This is a genomic window from Streptomyces sp. NRRL S-37, from assembly GCF_000721605.1.
Taxonomy (GTDB): Bacteria; Actinomycetota; Actinomycetes; order Streptomycetales; family Streptomycetaceae; genus Streptomyces.
This window is the reverse complement of sequence record NZ_JOIZ01000003.1, coordinates 294,354-313,505: the sequence shown is the minus strand read 5'-3', so window position 1 is coordinate 313,505 and position 19,152 is coordinate 294,354. Positions and strand designations below refer to the sequence as shown.

Annotated in this window: 16 protein-coding genes; 1 reads left to right on the top strand and 15 read right to left on the bottom strand. The window is 71.6% G+C overall.

Annotated elements, in window-relative coordinates:
• Positions 1 to 6: 6 nt before the first annotated feature.
• The 15 genes from IH50_RS0105465 to hemE all read right to left on the bottom strand — a co-directional run bounded on the left by IH50_RS0105465 (position 7) and on the right by hemE (position 18,077).
• Positions 7 to 981, bottom strand: a complete 975-nt coding sequence (locus IH50_RS0105465; RefSeq protein ID WP_030857843.1) for a 3-oxoacyl-ACP synthase III family protein — start codon at positions 979 to 981, stop codon at positions 7 to 9.
• A 65-nt stretch (positions 982 to 1,046) separates the two neighbouring features.
• Positions 1,047 to 2,222 (bottom strand): hydroxymethylglutaryl-CoA synthase, encoded by a 1,176-nt coding sequence (locus tag IH50_RS0105460; protein ID WP_030857841.1) that lies wholly within the window; start codon positions 2,220 to 2,222, stop codon positions 1,047 to 1,049.
• 4 nt (positions 2,223 to 2,226) lie between these two features.
• On the bottom strand, positions 2,227 to 3,285 hold the full coding sequence (locus IH50_RS0105455) for a hydroxymethylglutaryl-CoA reductase (protein ID WP_030857839.1): 1,059 nt from the start codon (positions 3,283 to 3,285) through the stop codon (positions 2,227 to 2,229).
• Positions 3,282 to 4,373: a type 2 isopentenyl-diphosphate Delta-isomerase gene (fni, locus tag IH50_RS0105450; protein ID WP_030857837.1), complete on the bottom strand. Its 1,092-nt coding sequence runs from the start codon at positions 4,371 to 4,373 to the stop codon at positions 3,282 to 3,284. Before fni ends, IH50_RS0105455 begins: the two co-directional genes overlap by 4 nt.
• Positions 4,370 to 5,485: a phosphomevalonate kinase gene (locus tag IH50_RS0105445; protein ID WP_030857835.1), complete on the bottom strand. Its 1,116-nt coding sequence runs from the start codon at positions 5,483 to 5,485 to the stop codon at positions 4,370 to 4,372. The genes fni and IH50_RS0105445 overlap by 4 nt, the downstream gene beginning before the upstream one ends.
• Positions 5,482 to 6,537 (bottom strand): diphosphomevalonate decarboxylase, encoded by a 1,056-nt coding sequence (gene mvaD, locus IH50_RS0105440; protein ID WP_051767179.1) that lies wholly within the window; start codon positions 6,535 to 6,537, stop codon positions 5,482 to 5,484. The genes IH50_RS0105445 and mvaD overlap by 4 nt, the downstream gene beginning before the upstream one ends.
• Complete coding sequence (gene mvk / locus IH50_RS0105435; RefSeq protein WP_078913862.1) at positions 6,527 to 7,684, bottom strand: mevalonate kinase; 1,158 nt, start codon at positions 7,682 to 7,684, stop codon at positions 6,527 to 6,529. Before mvk ends, mvaD begins: the two co-directional genes overlap by 11 nt.
• Positions 7,588 to 8,823 carry a cytochrome P450 gene (locus IH50_RS0105430; protein ID WP_030857829.1) on the bottom strand — a complete coding sequence of 412 codons (1,236 nt, stop codon included), beginning with the start codon at positions 8,821 to 8,823 and terminating at the stop codon, positions 7,588 to 7,590. The genes mvk and IH50_RS0105430 overlap by 97 nt, the downstream gene beginning before the upstream one ends.
• A gap of 209 nt (positions 8,824 to 9,032) precedes the next feature.
• On the bottom strand, positions 9,033 to 9,950 hold the full coding sequence (locus IH50_RS0105425; protein WP_037872080.1) for an aromatic prenyltransferase: 918 nt from the start codon (positions 9,948 to 9,950) through the stop codon (positions 9,033 to 9,035).
• A gap of 107 nt (positions 9,951 to 10,057) precedes the next feature.
• Complete coding sequence (locus tag IH50_RS0105420; protein WP_030857825.1) at positions 10,058 to 11,644, bottom strand: class I adenylate-forming enzyme family protein; 1,587 nt, start codon at positions 11,642 to 11,644, stop codon at positions 10,058 to 10,060.
• 75 nt (positions 11,645 to 11,719) lie between these two features.
• Entirely contained in the window at positions 11,720 to 12,715 is a 996-nt protein-coding gene (locus IH50_RS0105415; protein ID WP_030857823.1) for a class I SAM-dependent methyltransferase, read from the bottom strand.
• Positions 12,712 to 13,878 carry a DegT/DnrJ/EryC1/StrS family aminotransferase gene (locus tag IH50_RS0105410; RefSeq protein ID WP_030857821.1) on the bottom strand — a complete coding sequence of 389 codons (1,167 nt, stop codon included), beginning with the start codon at positions 13,876 to 13,878 and terminating at the stop codon, positions 12,712 to 12,714. Before IH50_RS0105410 ends, IH50_RS0105415 begins: the two co-directional genes overlap by 4 nt.
• A 5-nt stretch (positions 13,879 to 13,883) precedes the next feature.
• Positions 13,884 to 14,453 carry a cupin domain-containing protein gene (locus tag IH50_RS0105405; RefSeq protein ID WP_030857819.1) on the bottom strand — a complete coding sequence of 190 codons (570 nt, stop codon included), beginning with the start codon at positions 14,451 to 14,453 and terminating at the stop codon, positions 13,884 to 13,886.
• Between the two features lie 31 nt (positions 14,454 to 14,484).
• Entirely contained in the window at positions 14,485 to 15,555 is a 1,071-nt protein-coding gene (locus IH50_RS0105400) for a type III polyketide synthase (RefSeq protein ID WP_199822048.1), read from the bottom strand.
• Between the two features lie 1,427 nt (positions 15,556 to 16,982).
• On the bottom strand, positions 16,983 to 18,077 hold the full coding sequence (gene hemE / locus IH50_RS0105395) for a uroporphyrinogen decarboxylase (RefSeq protein WP_030857816.1): 1,095 nt from the start codon (positions 18,075 to 18,077) through the stop codon (positions 16,983 to 16,985).
• A gap of 129 nt (positions 18,078 to 18,206) precedes the next feature.
• Here hemE and IH50_RS0105390 point away from each other — a divergent pair, with 129 nt between their 5' ends.
• Positions 18,207 to 18,908, top strand: coding sequence for a DUF3000 domain-containing protein (locus IH50_RS0105390; RefSeq protein ID WP_030857814.1), 702 nt, complete (start codon positions 18,207 to 18,209; stop codon positions 18,906 to 18,908).
• Positions 18,909 to 19,152 lie beyond the last annotated feature (244 nt).

The window sequence follows — 19,152 nt, the reverse complement described above, 5'->3', positions numbered from 1 at the left end:
CCGGCTTCACCACTCGACCAGCGCGAATCCCACGGCCATGCCCCCGCCGAAGCCGGCCAGGAGGATCAGCTCGCCCGGCCGGAAGGCTCCCGTGCGGGCGGCTTCCGCGAGGGTGATCGGGATGGAGGCGGCTCCCGTGTTGCCGTAGCGCGTGAGCGTGAGGTGCATGGTGGCCCTGGGCAGGGCCAGCTGCGCGAAGAGGGAGTCGAGCATGACGCCGTTGGCCTGGTGCGGGACGAAGTGGCCGATGTCGTCGGGACCGACTCCGCTCTCGTGGAGGAACTGCTTGGTCAGCAGCGGCAGGCGGTCCTCGACGAAGCCGCGCACCGCCCGGCCGTCCATCGTGAAGTACTGGAGGCCGGCGTCCAGGGCGGCCCGGTCGGCGGGCAGTCGGCTGCCGCCCGCGGGCACCTCGATCAGTCCCGACAGCTCGCCGAAGGTGTGGGCGGTGATGCCGCGGACGCGTGCTCCCCGTCCCGGGCCCAGAACCATCGCCCCGGCACCGTCGCCGAACAGTACGACCGTCCTGCGGTCGGCCGGGTTCAGGATGCGCGAGTACACGTCGGCGCCGATGATCAGTGCGTGTCCGCCCCGTCTGGTGAGGATGCCCTCGGCCGCGGCGAGCGCGAACACCTCGCCGGAGCAGACGGCGTTGACGTCGAACGCGGCCGCGCCGGCGGCGCCGAGCAGGTGCTGGACGTAGGCGGCGGTGGGCGGCTGGGGCCGGTCGGGCGTGGAGGTGGCCACGAGGATCACGGACAGCTGGTCGGCGGTGATGCCGGCCGACCGCAGCGCGGCCCGTCCCGCGGACGCCGCCAGGTCCGAGGTGGCCTGCTCGGGGGCGGCCCAGCGGCGTTCTCGGATCGCGGTCTTGCGGACGATCCAGGCATCGTCGACCCCCGCCGCCGCGCCGGCCTCGTCGTTGGAGACGACACGATCCGGCACATGGGCCCCCGTGCCGAGGATTCCGACTCCGGTCATGCGTCCGTCCTCCCCTCGGGTGGTCCTGGACGGGCCGTGCGAACGGCCCCGCGGCGGCGGGGCCGTCAGCGCGTCTCGTAGACGCGCTTGTGGTCGCGCAGGGCCGCCAGCCGGAAGGGGCCCGTGGTCTCGGCCGGGGTGCGGTGCTCCTTGCCGTCGGCCGGGAAGGAGTACTCGTGCAGCCCGCGGTAGCGGGCGTAGTCGATGGGCACGCGCCGGTCGATCGCCGCGCGGTGCGCCTCGGTGCGCAGGTGTTCGCGGTAACCGGGGACGACGGAGCCGGCGAAGAACTCGGCGACGCTGCCGGACCCGTAGCTGAGGAAGCCGACGGCCCGCCCGCTCATGTCGTCCGCCTGGTCCAGCAGCGCGGCCAGGGCCAGGTACACCGAGGCGGTGTAGCTGTTGCCGATGACGTTGTTGTAGGCCGTGGTCAGCCCGAGGTCCCGGGCGACGCGTTCCTCGTCGACGCCGTGCCCGCAGTGGTTCAGCAGGTGCCGGTGGGCCTTGTAGGCCATCTTGGTGAACGGCTGGTGGTAGCAGAACGCGGCGAACTCGTCGAGCGAGCGCCCGCCCTGCTCCGCGTAGTCCTTCCAACTGCCCTCCACCGCCAGCAGGTACGCGCCGATGGACTCCTGCCCGTCGACCAGCGCGGCCTCGCGGTAGTTCGGCCGCCAGAAGTCCATGACGTCGGCGGTGAACACGCCCGAGGGCTCCTCGACGTGTACCAGTGCGGGGTCGGCACCGACCAGCATGGCCACGGCGGCGGCTCCCTGGGTGGCCTCGCCCGGGCTGTCCAGCTCGTACTTGGAGACGTCGCCGGCGACCACGAGGACGCGCTGCGCCGGGTCGCGGCGCACCAGGCCGAGGGCGAACTGGAGGGCCGCCGTCGCCCCGTAGCAGGCCTGCTTGAGTTCGACGACCCGGGTGGCCGAGGGCAGTCCGAGGAGCGAGTGGACGTATATGCCGGCCGACTTCGCCTGGTCGATCGAGGACTCGGTCGCGAAGATGACCGTCCGGATGCCGTCGCTGCCGTGCCGCTCGATGACGGGCGCCGCGGCGGCCGCCGCCATGGTCACGATGTCCTCGTCGGCGGCGGGCACGCTCATCGACCGCTGGCCGATGCCCTTGTGGTACTTGGCGATGTCGGTTCCGTTGTGCCGGGAGAGGGCCGTGTGCGGCAGGACGAACTCGGTCGTCGCGAACGACAGGTCGTGGATTCCCGTGGGTGAGTCGTTGGCCATTTCCTCAGACACCGGCCTTCGCTGTGTTGTGGTCGCGTTCCATGTGGACGTGTGCGCGCATCAGTTCGCCCGGGTTCGTCTGGGCCGCGAGGAGGGACAGTTCGCCGCACAGCACCGTCGCCGCCGCGATGACGGCGAGCCGGCGCGCGTTCTCCCCGGGGGCGCGCTCGGCCCGGCAGCCGAGCCGGGTCAGGTTCGACTCCACGAAGTCGAGCCCCTTGCCGTTCCCGACGGAACCCACGATCAGGTTGGGCAGGGTGCAGGCGAAGTAGAGGTCTCCGTCCCGGTCCTCGGCCATCACGACGCCCTGGGAGCCCTCGACGATGTTGGCCGCGTCCTGGCCGGTGGCCAGGTAGAAACCGAGCAGCATGTTCGCGAAGTGGGCGTTGGCCGAGCGGATGCCGCCGGCGAGCAGGGTTCCGAGCATGTTCTTGCGGATGTTCAGCTCGACGATCGAGGCGGCCGTCGTGCGCAGGACGCCCCGCACCACCTCACGCGGCACGAGCAACTCGGTGACGACGTTCTTGCCGCGGCCGAGGATGCCGTTGATCGCGGTCGCCTTCTTGTCCGTGCAGTAGTTCCCGGAGATCGATCCGTAGGAGATGCCCGGGATCGTCTCCAGCAGGTGCCCCAGGAGCACGTCGGAGGCGAGCGTGGCCATGTTGTGGCCGGAGGCGTCGCCCGTGCTGAACTCGAACCGGACGAACAGCAGGTTGGCGTTGATCTCGTGGCGTACGCCGATCAGTTCGGCGAACCGGCTGCAGGTGCGCACGACCTCGCGCAGCTCGCCGATGCGCGCGTCGATGGTCCGTACGGCCGTCAGCGCGGTCTGCGCGTCCACCGCCTCCAGGAGCACCGACCGGGTCATCCGCTCGTCCACGAGGGTGGCGACGATGCCCTGCTCGGACAGCATGGACACCTTCGCGCCCCGGCCCACCGAGGGCCACAGCGGCGATTCGTAGGTGGCGAGCGGGACCGGGGTCTCGGTGGTGGCCACGTTCCCGGAGATGCGCAGGGGGCCCACCCATCGCATCGGGACCCCGGCGATCGCGTTGTCGGTCATCGTGTGTTTCCCGTCGTTTCGTGAGGGACGTCGAGGCCGCCGGAACGGCGGGCGAACGGCCGGGTGTCGACTCCCCGGTCGGCGCAGAAGTCGCGGAGCTCGCCGTGGATCAGCAGGTCGCAGCGCGTCAGGTCGGCGGGGGTGCGGGCGCCGAGCAGGGTCAGGAGCGCGGCCAGTTGGTCGAGCCAGGCCGATATCCGCGCGATCAGCGCCTCCACCCCGCCGTCGAGCAGGGTGCGCAGGAACGTGCCGGAGACGCCGACGCCGGACGCGCCGAGCGCCAGCGCACGGGCCACGTCGAGCGGGTTGCGCACCCCACCGGAGGCGAGGACGGGGATCGGGGCGTCCTGCGCGTCCAGCAGGCAGGCGGCGGTGGACTGTCCCCAACCGGTGAGGTAGGCGTAGTCGGCGAGTTCACGCCGGCCGTTCTCTATGCGGGCGAAGTCGGTGCCGCCCCGGCCGCCGAGGTCGGCGACCCGCACGCCGAGGCTCTCCAGCAGGCGGACGGTCTCGCGGCTCAGCCCGAAGCCGACCTCCTTCACGATCACGGGGACGCCGACGCCGGACGCGATCTTCTCGATCTGCGGGACCCAGGACGAGAACGACCGGTCGCCCTCCGGCATCACCGTCTCCTGCACGGTGTTGACGTGAATCTGGAGGGCGTCGGCCCGAAGCAGGTCGACGGCCCTCAGCGCCTGGTCGACGGAGGCCGTCGCATTGACGTTGGCGATGACGAACCCGTCCGGGTTCTCCTCGCGCAGCACGCTGAACGTACCGGCGCTGCCGGGGTCCTTGAAGTAGGCGCTCATGGACCCCGACGCGATGGGTACGCCGGTCTCGCGGGCGGCGATGCCCAGGTCCCGGTTGATGACGCCGGTCCGCTCGCTGCCGCCGGTCATCGCGTTGATGTACAGCGGCACCCGCCAGGAGACGCCGGCGAAGGCGGTGGCCAGTGAGACGTCCGCCCGGTCGAGGCCGGCCAGGGCGTGGTGGACGAACGACACCTCGTCGAACTGGTTGTGTCCGGGGTGCTGTTGCTGCTGCTCGACAGCGAGCCGGACGTGGTCGTCCTTGCGTTGAGCGATCATTCCTCGTTCCCTTCCGCGGCGGGGCGGACCGGCAGGGGCACCACCCCGGCCGAGGCCCACCGTTCGTGCAATCGGGCGGTGTCCCGCGGGGCGGTGGCGTCCAGCAGGGCGATGCCGCAGTCGCCGCCGCCCGCCCCGGAGGGCTTGGCCGCGGCCCCCACGGCCTCGGCGGCCTCGCACAGCGCCGTCAGCCGGGGAGTGAAGACGCCCAGAGCGACCTCGTCGTCCAGGAGGGCCAGCTCCCGCCGGGCCCGGCGGATCTGCTCCTGCAACCGCCGTCCGTCGCCCCGCTCCAGCGCGTCGATCGCCGTACGCACACAGTCGGTGGTGGTGCGGACGAACCTCTGGTGGGCGGCGGTGCCGCGCCAGGGCCGCCGGTGCGGGCCCGACACCAGGGCCGCGGTGGAGGCCGGGCTTCCGGTCCAGCCGACCTCCAGTGAGAGGCCCTCGGGCGCCGGCAGACGACGCACTCCGAAACCCGGCCAGGGCGCGCGAAGCGCCTCCTCGACACCGCGGTCGCGGGCAAGGTCCCGGACGGCGGCCCGGTCGGGCGCCCGGTAGGCGATCCAGCCGCCCCAGGTACTGGCGGCGAGGTCGCCGCCGGAGCCCTTGGGGTCGATTTCGGCGGTGGCGAGCAGGGCGAGGCGGAACCGCTCCTCGTCGGACAGCGTGAGGCCGCAGAACGCCGCGACGGCGGCCACCGTCGCCACCGTCACCGCGCCGCTGGAACCCAGGCCGTACTTGGTACCGGCGTCGTGCAGGCCGCTCTCGACCGACATGCCGAACACCGGTGCGGGAAGGCCGCGTTCGGTCAGCAGCCGGGCCACGGTCTCGATCGCGGACGTCACATGGGCGAGCCTCGCCCCTCCATCCTGCCCGTCGTCCGTGCCGTACGGCCCGAGCCGGCCGTCCCGCCACCGCAGGCGCGCGCCGCACGGGCCGAGGTCGGAGGTGATCTCGACGCCCTCCTCGGCGGGGCCGGTCACGGTGACGGTGACGTGGCGGTCGACCGCCACGAGGATCGCCGGGTTGCCGGGTTCCATCACCGCGTACTCCCCCGCGACGAACAGTTTGCCCGGCGCACGGCGGACGACGTTCCGCCGACGGGTCATCGGCCGTCCCCGTGCAGCAGGCGGGCGCCCGGCCCCGGCCCGGCGACGAGCACCGAGCCGCCCGGGACGGCGTCGCGTACCGCCCGGGCGACCCGGTCCGCGTCCGTACGACGGCACAGCACCTTGACGTTGGGGCCGGCGTCCATGGTGGCGTAGGCGGGGACGCCGTCCCACCGGAGCCGGAGCACACCGTCGAGGACGGTGAGCGTGGCGGGCGACAGGTAGCGCACGGCCGGCCGCGCCGCGAGCATGGTCGCGTGCATGCCGAGCGCATTGCGCTCCGTGATCTCCCCGACGGCCTCGATGTCGCCGGCGAGCAGTGCCGCCCGCATCTCGGTCAGGTCGCCCCTGCTGGAGACGGCCCACGACTCGTACAGCGGGGAGGTGTCGACGGTCCGCCGCATGGCCTCCCGGCTGGACACCGTCTTCGGGCCCGCGTCGACCACGGCGATGACCAGTGCCGCGTCGAGGTCCCCCACGGGCACGGGCTCGGCGTGGGAGCCGAGGTCGGCCTCCGCCGCGGTGCCGGAGTCCGGGCCCGCGTGCCACACGGCGAAGCCGCCGAAGACCGACCGGGACGCCGACCCGGAGCCGCGCCGGGCCAGCCGCGACAGGGCGGTGGCGTCCAGGTCGAGCCCGTACGCGGCCGCCGCGGCGACGGCGAGAGCGGCGAAACCGCTCGCGGACGAGGCGAGGCCCGCTCCGGTGGGGACGGTGTTCTCGCTGTCCACCACGGCCCGGTGCGCGAGCCCGGCCCGTTCCCGCACCAGGTCCAGGAACGCGACGACGCGGCGCAGTGCCTCGCCCCCGGCGGGCCGGCCGTCGAGGGTCACCTCGTCGTGTCCGGCTCCCGGGGCCAGCCGGACGCGGGTGGTCGTCGGAAAGACGTCCAGGGTCATCGACAGGCTGTCGACACGGGGCAGGAGCAGGTGCTCGTCGCGTTTGCCCCAGTACTTGATCAGCGCGATGTTCGGGTGCGCCACAGCGGTGGCACGTCCGGCGGTGCCCCGCTCCCGCGCGTGGACGAGGGAGGCCGGGCTCTCACGTCGCATTCTCGGCAAGCCCTCCCAGTGGTACGACCCAGCTCCGCACGGCGCCCGCCGCGTGCAGTCGCCGGACGACCTCCTCGGACCGCTCCGGCCGGGTCAGGGCGATGACGCAGCCGCCCAGGCCACCACCGGTGATCTTGGCTCCGAGGGCGCCCGCCGTGAGCGCGGCCCCGACGAGGGCGTCGATGCCGGGAGTGCTGAGCCCGGCCCCCCGCAGCAGGTCGTGGTAGTCCGTCAGCCGTGAGCCGAGCTCCTCCTCCCTGCCGTCGGCGAGGGCGTGCCGGGCCTCCTCTGTCAGCCGCGATGCGCGGTGCACGAATCTCTCCTTCGCTCCGTCGCGCCGCCGGAATCCTTCGCGCAGCAGCTCGACCGCGTCCTTGGTGCGGCCCACGACACCGCTGTCCGCGATGACGAACAGGCCGTGGCAGCCGATGCTCAGTTCCCGGGCCTCGCCCCGCTGGAACAGCAGCGGGGCGAACGCGCCGACGGCCCGTGCGTCGACGCCGCTGGAGCGGCCGTGCGCCACGTTCTCGGCCGTCTGCACCAGGTCGAACACCTCGGTCTCCGTGACCTCGCGGCCGTGGAGATCGGCGAGGGCGTGGACCACCGCACGTGCGCAGGCCGCGCTGGAGCCGAGGCCCCGGCCGTGGGGGATCGCGCAGTCGATGACCACGTCGAGGTGCTGGCCGTCGTCCACGCCCAGCGTTTCCGTGAACTCGGTGACCAGCCGGCGAAGCCCGTCGGACGCCTGCGTCACCACCGGCCGCGACGGGGAACCGCTCATCGTGAAGGACACGGTGCCCGGTCCGTCGCTCCCGCGGCAGGACCGGCGGGCGTCGGCCGTGACCGTCAGTCGCGGAAGGGGAAGAGCGAGTGCCGGAGCCCCGTACACGACGGCGTGTTCCCCGAGCAGAACGGCTTTGGCGTGGGCGCGACCGGTACCGGTGGAGCGGGGCCGGCGGTCCGTCGGCACTCCTTCCACCGACGTCGGCAGTGTCACAGTGGTCAACTCCCCTTGTCTTGTCTGCGGTGGGATCGCATCGTCCTCGCGGGTTACCGCGGCTGAGGAACCATGAGAAGGCGGCGGGGGTGGAGCGTGGTCTCCGGCGCTGTGCGGACGGGGCGGTCGGAGCCGGCGGTCAGTTTCCATTCCTGTGTCACCACGTCGAGGATGACTTCGAGTTCCTGCCAGGCGAACGGCTCCCCGATGCACCCCTTCGACCCGATCCCGAAGGGGATGTAGAAGGCGTCCGCCCTGTCGGGCCGGAAGGTCAGCCATCGGTCGGGGTCGAACCGGTGCGGATCCGGGTAGCGGTCGGGGTCCCGGTGCAACAAGTAGGAACTGAACACCACGTTCGTTCCCGCGGGGAGCGGGTGGTCGCCGAGCACGACGTCCGAAAGGGTTTTCCGGCACGAGATCCACACCGGGGGGTAGAGGCGCAGGACCTCCATCAGGAACCGGAGGGTGTAGCCGGGGGCGGCGTGGTCGCGGGCGGCGTCTCCGCTCCGTCTGAGCGTCATGTCCTTGAGGAGCCTCTCCTCGGCCAGGGGATTCCTGGAGAGCAGGTACAAGGACCACGACATGACGGAGGCCGTGGTGACCGTGGCCGCGGTCAGCATCATGGCCGCCTCTTCGCACACCTCGTCCGCCGTCAGGCGACGGTTCCCCCTGTCGTCGGAGTCCGTCAGGAGCGCCGAGAGGTAACCGCCCGCCGATTCCGGGGAGTCCATGAGGTCCGCGATGCACGCCGCCAGGGATTCCCGGAATTCCGTACGCGCCCGGGACAGCTTCCGGGACGCGCCCGGTCGCGCCGCTCGGGCCGCCGACTTCCCGTAGAGCGGTTTCCTGATCATTTCCCAGGCCAGACGGGAAAGACGCCCGCTCAACTCCTCCGTGGTCTCGGACGACAGCCCGGTGATGAGCGTCTCCACAGCGATACCGCAGGTGATCCGGCACATCTCCGCCTGGACGTCCACGGCGTTCCCGGCCCGCCACGAGGACACGACGCCGCGCACGATGTCACGCATGGCGGGAACGTATTCGTCGACCTTCGACGACCGCAGGTAGGGATTGGCCAGGCGCCGGTAGTGCCGGTGCATGGCCTCGTCCTCCGAGAGCATTCCCACCCTGCTGAGGTTCCTGGCCTTCCGGAAGAGTTCGCCCTTGCCGTAGTTCTTGCTCTCGCTCACCAATATTTTGCGAACCAGGACCGGGTCCTTGACGAACACGGCGTCGAGGCCGTCGACCGTCAGGCGGCGGAGCCGGTGTTCCCGAAGGAGAGCCTCCATACGACTGAACTGGAATACTGGACTGCCCTGTCCGCCCGGATCTTCCGGGCCCGAGGTCGTCCGACTCATTATTGAACTCACCTCTCGTACGCAATTCTGCGTGCGGTCCGTGACCGATCCACGTGAGAGCAGATCAAAAAAGGGAATCCCGCAAGGGCGGGATTCCCTGAGAGCCGGCCCCGCGGCCGGCGCGTGAACCGCTTCTGCGGTTATGCGGGTTCCTTGTCGCGAGCGGCGATGTAAGCGGCGTTCAACCGGCTGACGGAGCGCCAGCGGTAGTACGACTGGAGTTTGTAGTACTCCTCGCCGTCGGACGTCACGGCGGCGTAGACCATCTTGGGGTCGTCGACACCGTACGGAACGTTCATCACGAAGTGCTCGATCCTGGTGCCCAGCCGGGCGAAGTACGCCATCGGGTTGTCCGTCTTCACCCCGTAGGAGATCCGCTCGATCTCGCCGGATTCCCAGTTCTGGGTGGTGTAGAGCCCGAACGACTTCTCACAGAAGGTGAACATCCGCTCGCTCGGGTTCGGCAGCCCGATGTCCCGGTGCATCGCGAGGACGGTCTCCCGCTCGAAGCACTCCGGGGGCGCCGCGAGGTACGCGTTCATCGTCCGGCTGCGGTAGTCGATCCCGATCACGTCCACCTTGTCGGCCAGGCCGTAACGGGTGAAGAAATCGATGTTGCCGGCGAGGCTCGGCGGCATCGACGCCAGGCGGTTGAGTCGGTCCAGGGTCTCCTGCTCCCCCGCGGGGAAGTACACCCAGATCTTCTTGAACCCGGAGGTGACCCCGAAGTCGATGCCGTAGCTGTCGATGGGGCAGAGCTGCTGGATGTCCGAGAGCAGGTCGCCGATGGGGTGGTCCGTCCTCTCGATCAGCCCCTTCGACAGGGCGACCTCGTACGGATCCACCTCCTTGGGAAGAGTGAAGCGAGCGTCGAAGTCCCCTTCGTGCCGCGCGTTGGTGGCCACCCTGAAGGCGATCACGGCTTGGTCCAGCGCGTCCTCGTACGCGGTGAGGACGGGCAGGACAATGTCGCGCGAAGCGGTCACGTCCAGCAGAGCGGCTGACTTCTCGATGGCTGAGCAGACACTCGCCACATCGACGTCGACGGTACCCGGCATCATCACTCCCATGAGTCGGTCTCGGTTCCTGCGCGCGTCGCTCACACGGAGCTCGCGAGCCGCACGGCGGCGGTCCTCCGCCGCCGTGGCGGCCGGATGGTCGCGGGTCATTCCCGGTTCTCGAGCCTGTCCTTGAGCCGGTCGGCCAGCGCGAGGCGCTGCACCTTGAGCGTGCCGGTGCGCGGCAGTTCGGCCTCGGGGATCTGGACCGGGTCGGCCAGCTGCGGGAAGTCGGCGACGGCCGCGCGCCAGCGGTCCGGGTCCAGCGGCCGGTCACCGTGGGTGCAGAGCACCGGGACGGCCTCGGAGTCCGGGCCATGGACCACGACCAGCTCGCTCAGCTCCCGCAGCCTGGCGAGGACCAGGTCCTCGACCTCGAGGGAGCTGCGGACCCCGGGGATCATGTCGACCTCGCGGTCGAGCATGTGCAGGCAGCCGAACCTCGTGAAGTACCCCACGTCTCCGGTGCCCCACCAGTCACCGTCACGGTTGTCGGCGTAGCGCTCCTCCTCACCGAAGTACGTCTTGGCCAGGCCAGGCCAGGAGACCTGGATGCGGCCGGGGTTCCGCTCCGTCGGGCGCTTGCCGTCGCGGCTGACGACACGCACCTTCGCCGCGCCCAGGGGCATCTGCCAGCCGACGCAGCGGCCGTTGACCTTGTGGGCGGAGTGACGGAAGTAGGCGCGGCCGACGGCGGGTCCGACCTCGCTCTGCCCGTAGATCTGGAAGAACAGGGCGCCCCGCCGCTCGGACGACGTGAGCAGCCGGCTCATCGTCCTGGGATGGATCGCGTCGAAGGTGCTGCTGAAGCACTTCACCGAGGCGAACGGCTTGCGCGGGTCCTCGGTCAGGCCCTCCCACGCCATCAGCGAGTTGGGCAGCGCCTCGACGAGACCCGGCCGGTTCTCGAGGAACAGTTCCGCGACCGTGCCGGGGTCCGACTCCTTCATGAGCAGCACCGGCATCTCCCTCAGGAGGGCCAGGGCCATCGCCGCGACGTTCCGCGAGTGCACGAAGGGGAGGTGGATGGCGACGTTCTCCCGTTTCCGCATGAGGGAGAGCAGCCGCCACTGCGGCTTGAGCCGGAGGCCCTGGGTGCGGGGCGTGTGCACGACCAGCTTGGGCACCCCGGTGGTGCCCGAGGTGTGGGTGATCACGGCTGCCTCGTCGATGGGCCGCACCACGGGCCTGACCCGCGGCGCCCCGGCGACGGCGCCCAGCGACACGGTCCGCGGCCGCTCGCCGGACACGATGACCACCCGCCGGGTCAGCTCCGCCAGGGGCAGCCCGGCCAGCATGTCGAGCTTGGCCTCGTCGGTGAGCAGGGTGGGCCGGTCGACCCGCTCGAGCAGGGCACCGACCGTCACCGCGTCCAGGCCGGGCGAGAGCAGCACGGGCACCGCACCGATCCGGGACGCGGCACAGGCCAGCATCCACACGTCGGCGTTCGCCCTCTTGTGGAGCACGACGTGCTCGTCGGGCCGCACACCGACGGCCCACAGACGGGCCGCCAGGTCGTCGACCGACTCAGCGAGCCGGGAGACCGTCAGGTGCCTGCCGGTCTCGGGAAGAACGTCCAGGTCGTGGTCGAGCGTGATCGGCGTCGCCCCGTTGACGGCCGCGGCCATGGCCGGCAGCAGGCCGATGTGAAGACCGCGCTTCTGTATCGATCGATAGGCCACGGAACCCTTCATGGGGCTGTCTCCTCTGCGGGGATCAATGGGCATGCGGGCTGTACCGACGTCCGTGACGACCCTCCGGTCCGCCGCCTACCGGGCGATGACCAGGGTGGCGGGCGGCGCGGAGTGGAACGAGACGTCCGTGAAGCCGGCCTTGGCGAGCCAGTCGTGGTAGTCGGACCGCCGCCAGGTGCTGCCCTGCTTGCTCTTGAGCAGCATCTCGGAGGCGAACAGCAGGGGGAAGGCCGGACCGCTGCGGTCGTCGTCGACGACGTAGTCGTTGACGACGAGGGTGCCGCCGGGCCTGAGGGCCTGCCGGAGCCGGGTGAAGACCTCCACATTGCTCTCCGGCCCCTCCTGGTGGGCGATGTGGGAGTACACCGCGACGTCGTACGCGGCGGTGCCGAAGTCGGTGGTGTGGAAGTCGCCGTCGACGGTGGTGAACCGGTCGGCCACTCCGCGCTCCGTCAGCAGCCGGCGGGCGATCGCGTTGATCGGCTCCCAGTCGAGCTGGGTGGAGCGGGCGGCCGGGTTGGCCTCCAGCCAGATGCCCGAGTAGACGCCCGATCCGCCGCCCACGTCGAGGATGGTGATCTCGCCGGCCCCGGCCAGCCCGAGCAGCTCGGCGGCGAGCGTCGCGGCGGGCACCGACTGCGCGGCGATCGCCGTGACGATCCCCTCCCAGTGCGGGTTGTTGGCCACTTCCACCACCGGGTTCGTCACCGGCCCTCCGACGCGAACCACCTCGGCGAGGTCGGCCAGGCTGCCCATGTGGGTCAGTTTGAGCCTGGCGAAGCTGCTCAGCGAGCCGGGCTTGCCGTCGACCAGGTAGGCGGACGCCTCGGCGGTGTTGCGGTAGCGGCCGTCGTCCCGCTCGACCAGACCGATGCTGACGAGCCCGTCGAGGAGAGTCTGCGCGCCCCGTTCGGAGATCCGGGCGCGGTCGGCCAGCGCGGCCGCGGTGCCCGCGCCGTCCTCCAGGTGGTTGAAGAGCGAGTGAGTGGCCGAGACGGCGAGAATGCCGGTGGCCCAGTAACCGTTGATCAGCCGCATGACGGTGTCGGGCGACGGCTGGTGGTTCGTCATGCTGCCCCTCCTGTGGACCGGGTGGCCGTCGAGTGGGTCCGGACCGCGCCGCGCAGGGCGTTCACGACCCTCTCGACCTGGTCCGGGGTGAGTTCCGCGTGCATGGGTACGGCGAGGTTGCGCGCGAAGAGGTCCGCCGAGACCGGGCACTTCTGCCGCGACCGGAACACCGGCTGCACGTGGGTCGCCCACGCGCCCTGTCCGCAGCCGATCCCCTGGCCCCGCAGTTCGGCGGCGACCGCCGAGCGGTCCACGCCCGCGTCCAGCGTGACGACGTAGGACTGCCAGGCGTGGGTGCGGTCCTCCGGCACGAACGGCACCGTCAGGAGTTCCTCGTCGGCGAGGAGTTCGGTGTACTGCGCGGCGACGGCGTTGCGGCGGGCCAGCAGTTCGTCGACCCTGCCCAGCTGCACCTGCAGGATCGCCGCGGCGATGTCGGACAGCTTGTAGTTGTAGCCGATCTCGGTGAACTCCGGGATGGGCAGGCCGACGACCTTGCCCATGTCGAAAATGCTGCCGATGCCGAAGGAGGAACGCAGCCGCGCGTCCGCGCCGATCCTCGGGTCGCGCGCGAGCAGCGCGCCTCCCTCACCGCTGGTGGCTCCCTTGCGTCCGTGGAAGGACAGGCAGCCCACCTCGGCGAGCGCGCCCGCCTGGCGGCCCCGGTAGGTGGCGCCGACCGCGCAGGCCGCGTCCTCCACGAGGAACAGGCCGTGACGGTCGGCGATCGTCTGCAGTTGCCCGTAGTCGGCGGGGACGCCGAGCGTGTCCACCGCGATCACGCCGACGGTGCGGGGGGTGATCAGGTCGGCCACCGACCGCGGGTCGACGGTGCCGGTGTCGGCACGCACGTCGGCGAAGACCGGTACGGCGTCGACGTAGCGCACGGCCTGGGCGGGGGCCGGGAAGGTGTAGTCGGCGACGATCACCTCGTCGCCGGGTTCGACGCCGAGGGCGAGCAGCGCCAAGTGGAGCGCGGCACCGCAGTTGCTCGCCGCGACGGCGTCGGCGACTTCGTACCTCTCGGCCAGCTGGGCCTCCAGGGCCTTGCCCCTCGGGCCTTGTCCGGCGGGCCAGCCGGAGGAGAACACCTCGGCGACGGCGGCCAGTTCCTTCTCCCCGAGGCTCGCGTGGACCAGGGGAACGGGAGGGGGCGTCTCCATCGCGGTCACCTCTCGTTCCGCTCGGCGTCCGTTTCCCGGCCGGGGTTCCCGGCGCCGGACGGCGGCTCGAAGCGCAGCGGCGTGATCTGGCTGACGTCGTACCGCCGGCGCATCGCCTCCACGGCCGCGGGGTCCACCGCGGTGCCGCGTGACCAGATCTCGGCGATCTCCTCGAAGTAGGCCTCGTGTTCGGGCGAGGGATAGCTCTGGAAGAGCATCTTCACCGGCTTGTCCGTGGCGTTCCGGAACGCGTGCGGGGTGCCGGAGGGCACGAACATGCAACTGCCCTCACCGGCGCGGACGACACGGTCGCCCTTGGGTGACCGCCAGTGGTGCCAGGTGTCCGTCGTACGCTCGGCCGGCTCGAAGCACAGCAGGTCCAGCTCGCCCTCCAGGACGTAGAAGAACTCCTGGGACCGGTTGTGGACGTGCGCCCCGACGTCGAATCCGGGCGGAACGACCACCTCGAAGATCGATACGGAGGATCCCATCTCCTTCGTGGCCTTGAAGGTCACCTCCTGCGCGGGGGTGACCAGCTTGCGCCCGACACCGGCCGGGATGATGAGGTCGGTCATGTGCTCCGCTTCCTTTGATCGGTGCGTGGGCTCAGGCGAAGGTCCGCGGGACGCCGCCGGCCGCCCAGGTGCCGAGCACCATCTCGGCGGTGATGCCCGGGCCGAAGCCTGCGATCAGGCCGGTCGCGCCGGGCGCGGGCGCGTCCTCCTCGAACAGCCTGCGGGTGGCCTCGAGGACGACGGCGCTGGCGATGTTGCCGTACTCGTTCAGGGTCGACCAGCTGTGCCGGAACACCTCGCGGTCGACTTCGAGGAACTTCGCGAGGTCGTCGAGGATGCGCGGGCCGCCGGCGTGAATGATGTAGAAGTCGAGCTTGCCGACGTCCCAGCTGTGGTCCTTGGCCAGCTCGCGCAGGACCGGGGCGAGCGGCTCCATCGTGCCGGGCACGCGGCGGTCCAGCTGGAAGTGGAAGCCGGTGTCCTTGACCGCGTAGGAGATCCAGTCCTCGGTGCCCGGGATGAGGTAGGAGGCGTTGCGCTCCAGGTCGATGCCGACGCCCCCTTCGCCCCGTACGACGGCGGCGGCGACCGCGTCGCCGAACAGGCCGTCCGAGAGCAGTGAGCCGATGTCGTCCGCGTCGGGCTGGTAGCAGAGCGAGCACAGCTCGCAGGAGACGATCAGGACGTTGCTGCCGGGGTGGGCCGCGCAGAAGTCGTGGGCGCGGTTGATCGCCGCTCCGCCCGCCGCGCAGCCCAGCTGGGCGATGGGTATCTGCCGTGTGTCGGAGCGGAAGCCCAGGTTGTTGATCATCCATGCCGTCAGTGACGGCATCAGGAAGCCGGTGCACGACACGTAGATGATGGCGTCGATGTCACGGGCCTTCAGTTCGGCGTTGGTCAGGGCCTGTTCGACGACCTGGGGTGTGCGCTTCTTGGACTCGGCCTCATAGACGCGGTTGCGCTCCTCGAAGCCCGGATGGTGGAGCGTCTTCTCGATGGGCTGGACGATGTGCCGCTTCTTGACGCCGGTGTTCCGGATCAGGCGGAGCGCCAGGGGGAGCTGGGGCTTGCCGGCATGGGTTCTCGCGGCGAACTCCAGGGTCTCTTCCACGGTGATGACGTGTTCGGGCGCGTTCATCGCCGGCTTGCATAGCCTCGGCATATCGGGGATCCACTTCCTCAGGGTCTCGACGGCAGGGGCGGTGAGGGCGTCGCGCTGACGGCGGACCGTTCTCGCCGCCGTCCTCGGTGTGGTCGTTGACAGGTTCCACGCGGTGGTCTGTCACGCCCGTGGTGAACCGGGCGGGCGGACACCGCTCGCGGTCGGACGCCGCACGGCCCTGGCGGGCGGCCTCACGGACCTCCGGGAGCGCGGGCCGCTTCGTGACGCGTCGGCGGAGCGCTCCGGCCCCGTCCGTGGTCCGTGTCGCGTCGGCACGCGTGGTGCGCCTGAGGCTGACGCGGGACGGACCGCGGCCGGACTGCCGGACCGACGTGTTCGCCGGGGCGGCCGGGTCGGAGGGGAACGTCGACGGCGAGTCGCGTCCGCCCTTCGAGGGAGGGGAATTCAGCTGCTCGCATGCCCGAAGCAATGCGATCGACCACTGTGGTCCACAGGGGGTCCGGTCTCGCCTGCGGGGGATCGACGGGAGGGCGGCCGACCCCGGGAGGGCGGTCGATCCGCTGCCTCGCGACTGTTTTCGGGCAGGGAAGGTGTGCGGAAATCGTGACACGGGAGGAACCCCGGCGCCAAGAACACCATCGAGTGACACAGGTCACATCGATGGAGCGCCTCGTTCACCGTCCTGCCGCCACCGCCCGGACCGGCGGCGGCCCCGGACGGCGGGTCCGGGCCCCGCCCCACAGGTCCCCTCCGGCTCACGCGGGGCGCCGCGGGGGTTCGTCCACTCCTTCGCCCGTGCGGACGGACACGGCGGGTGCGCCGGGGTGGTCGCGCCGCAGCGCGGCCATGTGCTCGGCCCCCGCGCGGCCGCCCGCGTCCAGCGCCGGCGATCGCGGCCCGTCCCGGACGCCGATGTCGCACAGGACACGGCGGACGGTGGCGATGTGCCCAGTTCCGCGAGCCCGGGCGGGATCCCCCGCCGCCGTGTTCCCGCGCCGTCCGCGGAAGCCGTTGTCCCGGCGCGCGCACCGGTCGGCCGGGCACCCGGCGTGATCGCCCCCGTTCCCGCCGAAGGCCGTGCGGTCCGGGCCTGCGCGCTGCCGTACAAGGTGATGCTCCCGGGTCCCGCCGCCCACCGGACCGGGGTGGGCCGGGTCGCCGGGTACGGAGGTGAGCGCCTCGGCCGCGCCCGTAGCGAAGCCCTGGTCGCAGCGGCCGGACCGCGCGAGGCCGGGAATGCCTCGCGGACCGTCCGGCCCGGCGGGCGGTCGCCGAAGGTGTTCCGGTGGACGGCGCCCCTGTGCGCGAGCCGGTGTTCCGGCCCCCGCGTGAAGACGACGCCGATCGGGGCGGGGTCGGACGTCTCGGGCCTCATGGGGCCTCCACCTGCCCGTACCCGGGAGCGAACGCGGCGGGCGACGTGTGCCCCGTACCCCGCCCCCGGGTTCCGGCGCGTACGCGGTGGGTCAGCGTGCCGTCCGCGTGTGGACGTACTCCACGAGACGGGTCAGGGCGTCCGGGTCGGTGGACGGCATGACGCCGTGGCCGAGGTTGAAGACGTGGCCCTCCAGGCCGGCGGCCGTCTCCAGGACCTCCCGCGCCTTGGTCTCGACGGCCTCCCGGCCGGCGAACAGCACGGTCGGGTCCAGGTTGCCCTGGAGCGCCTTGCCGGGGCCGACGCGGCGGGCGGCCTCGTCCATCGGGACGCGCCAGTCGACGCCGACGACGTCCGCGCCGGCCTCGCCCATGAGCCCCAGCAGCTCGCCGGTGCCGACGCCGAAGTGGATGCGCGGGACGCCGTGGCCGGCCACCGCGTCGAACACCTTCGCCGAGGCGGGCAGCACCGAGCGCCGGTAGTCGGCGGGGGCGAGCGCGCCGGCCCAGGAGTCGAAGAGCTGGACGGCGGAGGCGCCGGCCTCGATCTGCACCTTCAGGAACGCGGCCGTGATGTCGGCGAGGCGGTCGAGCAGGTCGGCCCAGAGCTCCGGGTCGCCGTACATCATCGCCTTGGCGTTCTCGTACGTACGGGACGGGCCGCCCTCGACGAGGTAGCTCGCGAGGGTGAACGGGGCGCCCGCGAAGCCGATCAGCGGGGTGGGCCCGAGCTCGCGGGTCAGCATGCCGATCGCCTCGGTGACGTAGGAGACGTCCTCGGGGGTGAGGTCGCGCAGCCGGGCGAGGTCGGCGCGGGTGCGCACGGGCTGCTCGACGACCGGGCCGATGCCCGGCTTGATGTCGAGGTCGACGCCGATGGCCTTGAGGGGGACGACGATGTCGCTGAAGTAGATCGCCGCGTCCACCTGGTGGCGGCGCACCGGCTGGAGGGTGATCTCGGTGACCAGGTCGGGGCGCATGCAGGAGTCGAGCATCCCGATGCCCTCGCGGACCTTGCGGTACTCCGGCAGTGAGCGCCCGGCCTGCCGCATGAACCACACCGGCGTGTGCGGCACGGGCTCGCGCCGGCACGCCTTGAGGAAGGCGGATTCCTGGACTGCGTCGTTCCTGACGGGATCGGGGGTCGCGGTCGGCGTCTGGCCCGTCGGGCTTGCGTTGGCACTCACACCGGCAAGTCTCGCACGACCCTCCGGCACGTCCGGACCCCAGGGCTCACGGGGCGGGATCCGGACACCGCCGGGCGGCGCGGGTGTCCCTCCCCGCGCCGGGGGCCCGTTCCGCTTAATCTTCCCCGCATGGCTGCGGCTCAGGGACGACTGTCGGACGGCGCTGGCGGAATGGACGAACGGAAGGAGACCGGAGGGGACTCCGGTCAGGGGGGCGCGGGGGGCGCGGGGGGTACGGGGGGCGCGCCCCCGCCGCCCTTCCGGGCCGCCGTGGAGGCGCTGCGCGGCGCGCGGCTGCGGCCGCAGATCGAGGTGGATCCCGCGCCCGCCCCGAAGCGGCTCGCCCCGTACGCGTACGCGCTGGAGGCGGCGGTCGTCGACGGCGAGGAGGACCTGGCCGACGGGCGGCTGGTGCTGCTGCACGACCCGGCCGGGCACGACGCCTGGCGGGGCACCTTCCGTCTGGTGACGCTGGTGCGCGCGGAGCTGGAGCCGGAGATGGCGGCGGACCCGCTGCTGCCGGACGTGTGCTGGTCCTGGCTGACCGGCGCGCTGGCGGCGCGCGGGCTGACGTACGGCGAGCCGAGCGGCACGGTGACGCGGGCGAGTTCCCACTACTTCGGCGGGCTGTCCGCGCGGCCCGCCGCCTCGCAGATCGAGATCCGGGCGTCCTGGACGCCCCGGGAGGGGCTGGGCGGGGCCCCGGACACGGCCGCCCATCTGGGGGCGTGGTCCGATCTGCTGGCCCAGGTCGCGGGGCTGCCGCCGGCCGCCGCCGGGGACGCGTCCGTGGTGACGCTGCCGCAGCGGAGGGGGCCGCAGTCGCGCTGACGCCTCCCGCGCGGGGCTTCCGACGGTCACGCTCGCCCGTCACTTTGTCGACACGGCCACTTTCGGAAGCGTTGCGACGCGGATCGAAACCGTTCGATCTTCGAATGATCGCTCGTGCGTCCGAATTGCTCGGATTGTTACTCATCACTTCGTGATCATTCGTTAAAGGACACCAGGTTTATTGCCGAAGACGACTGTGACCTTGAAAGCACGGTTCGTCCCCACTGCACCCCCCACGAGCCGG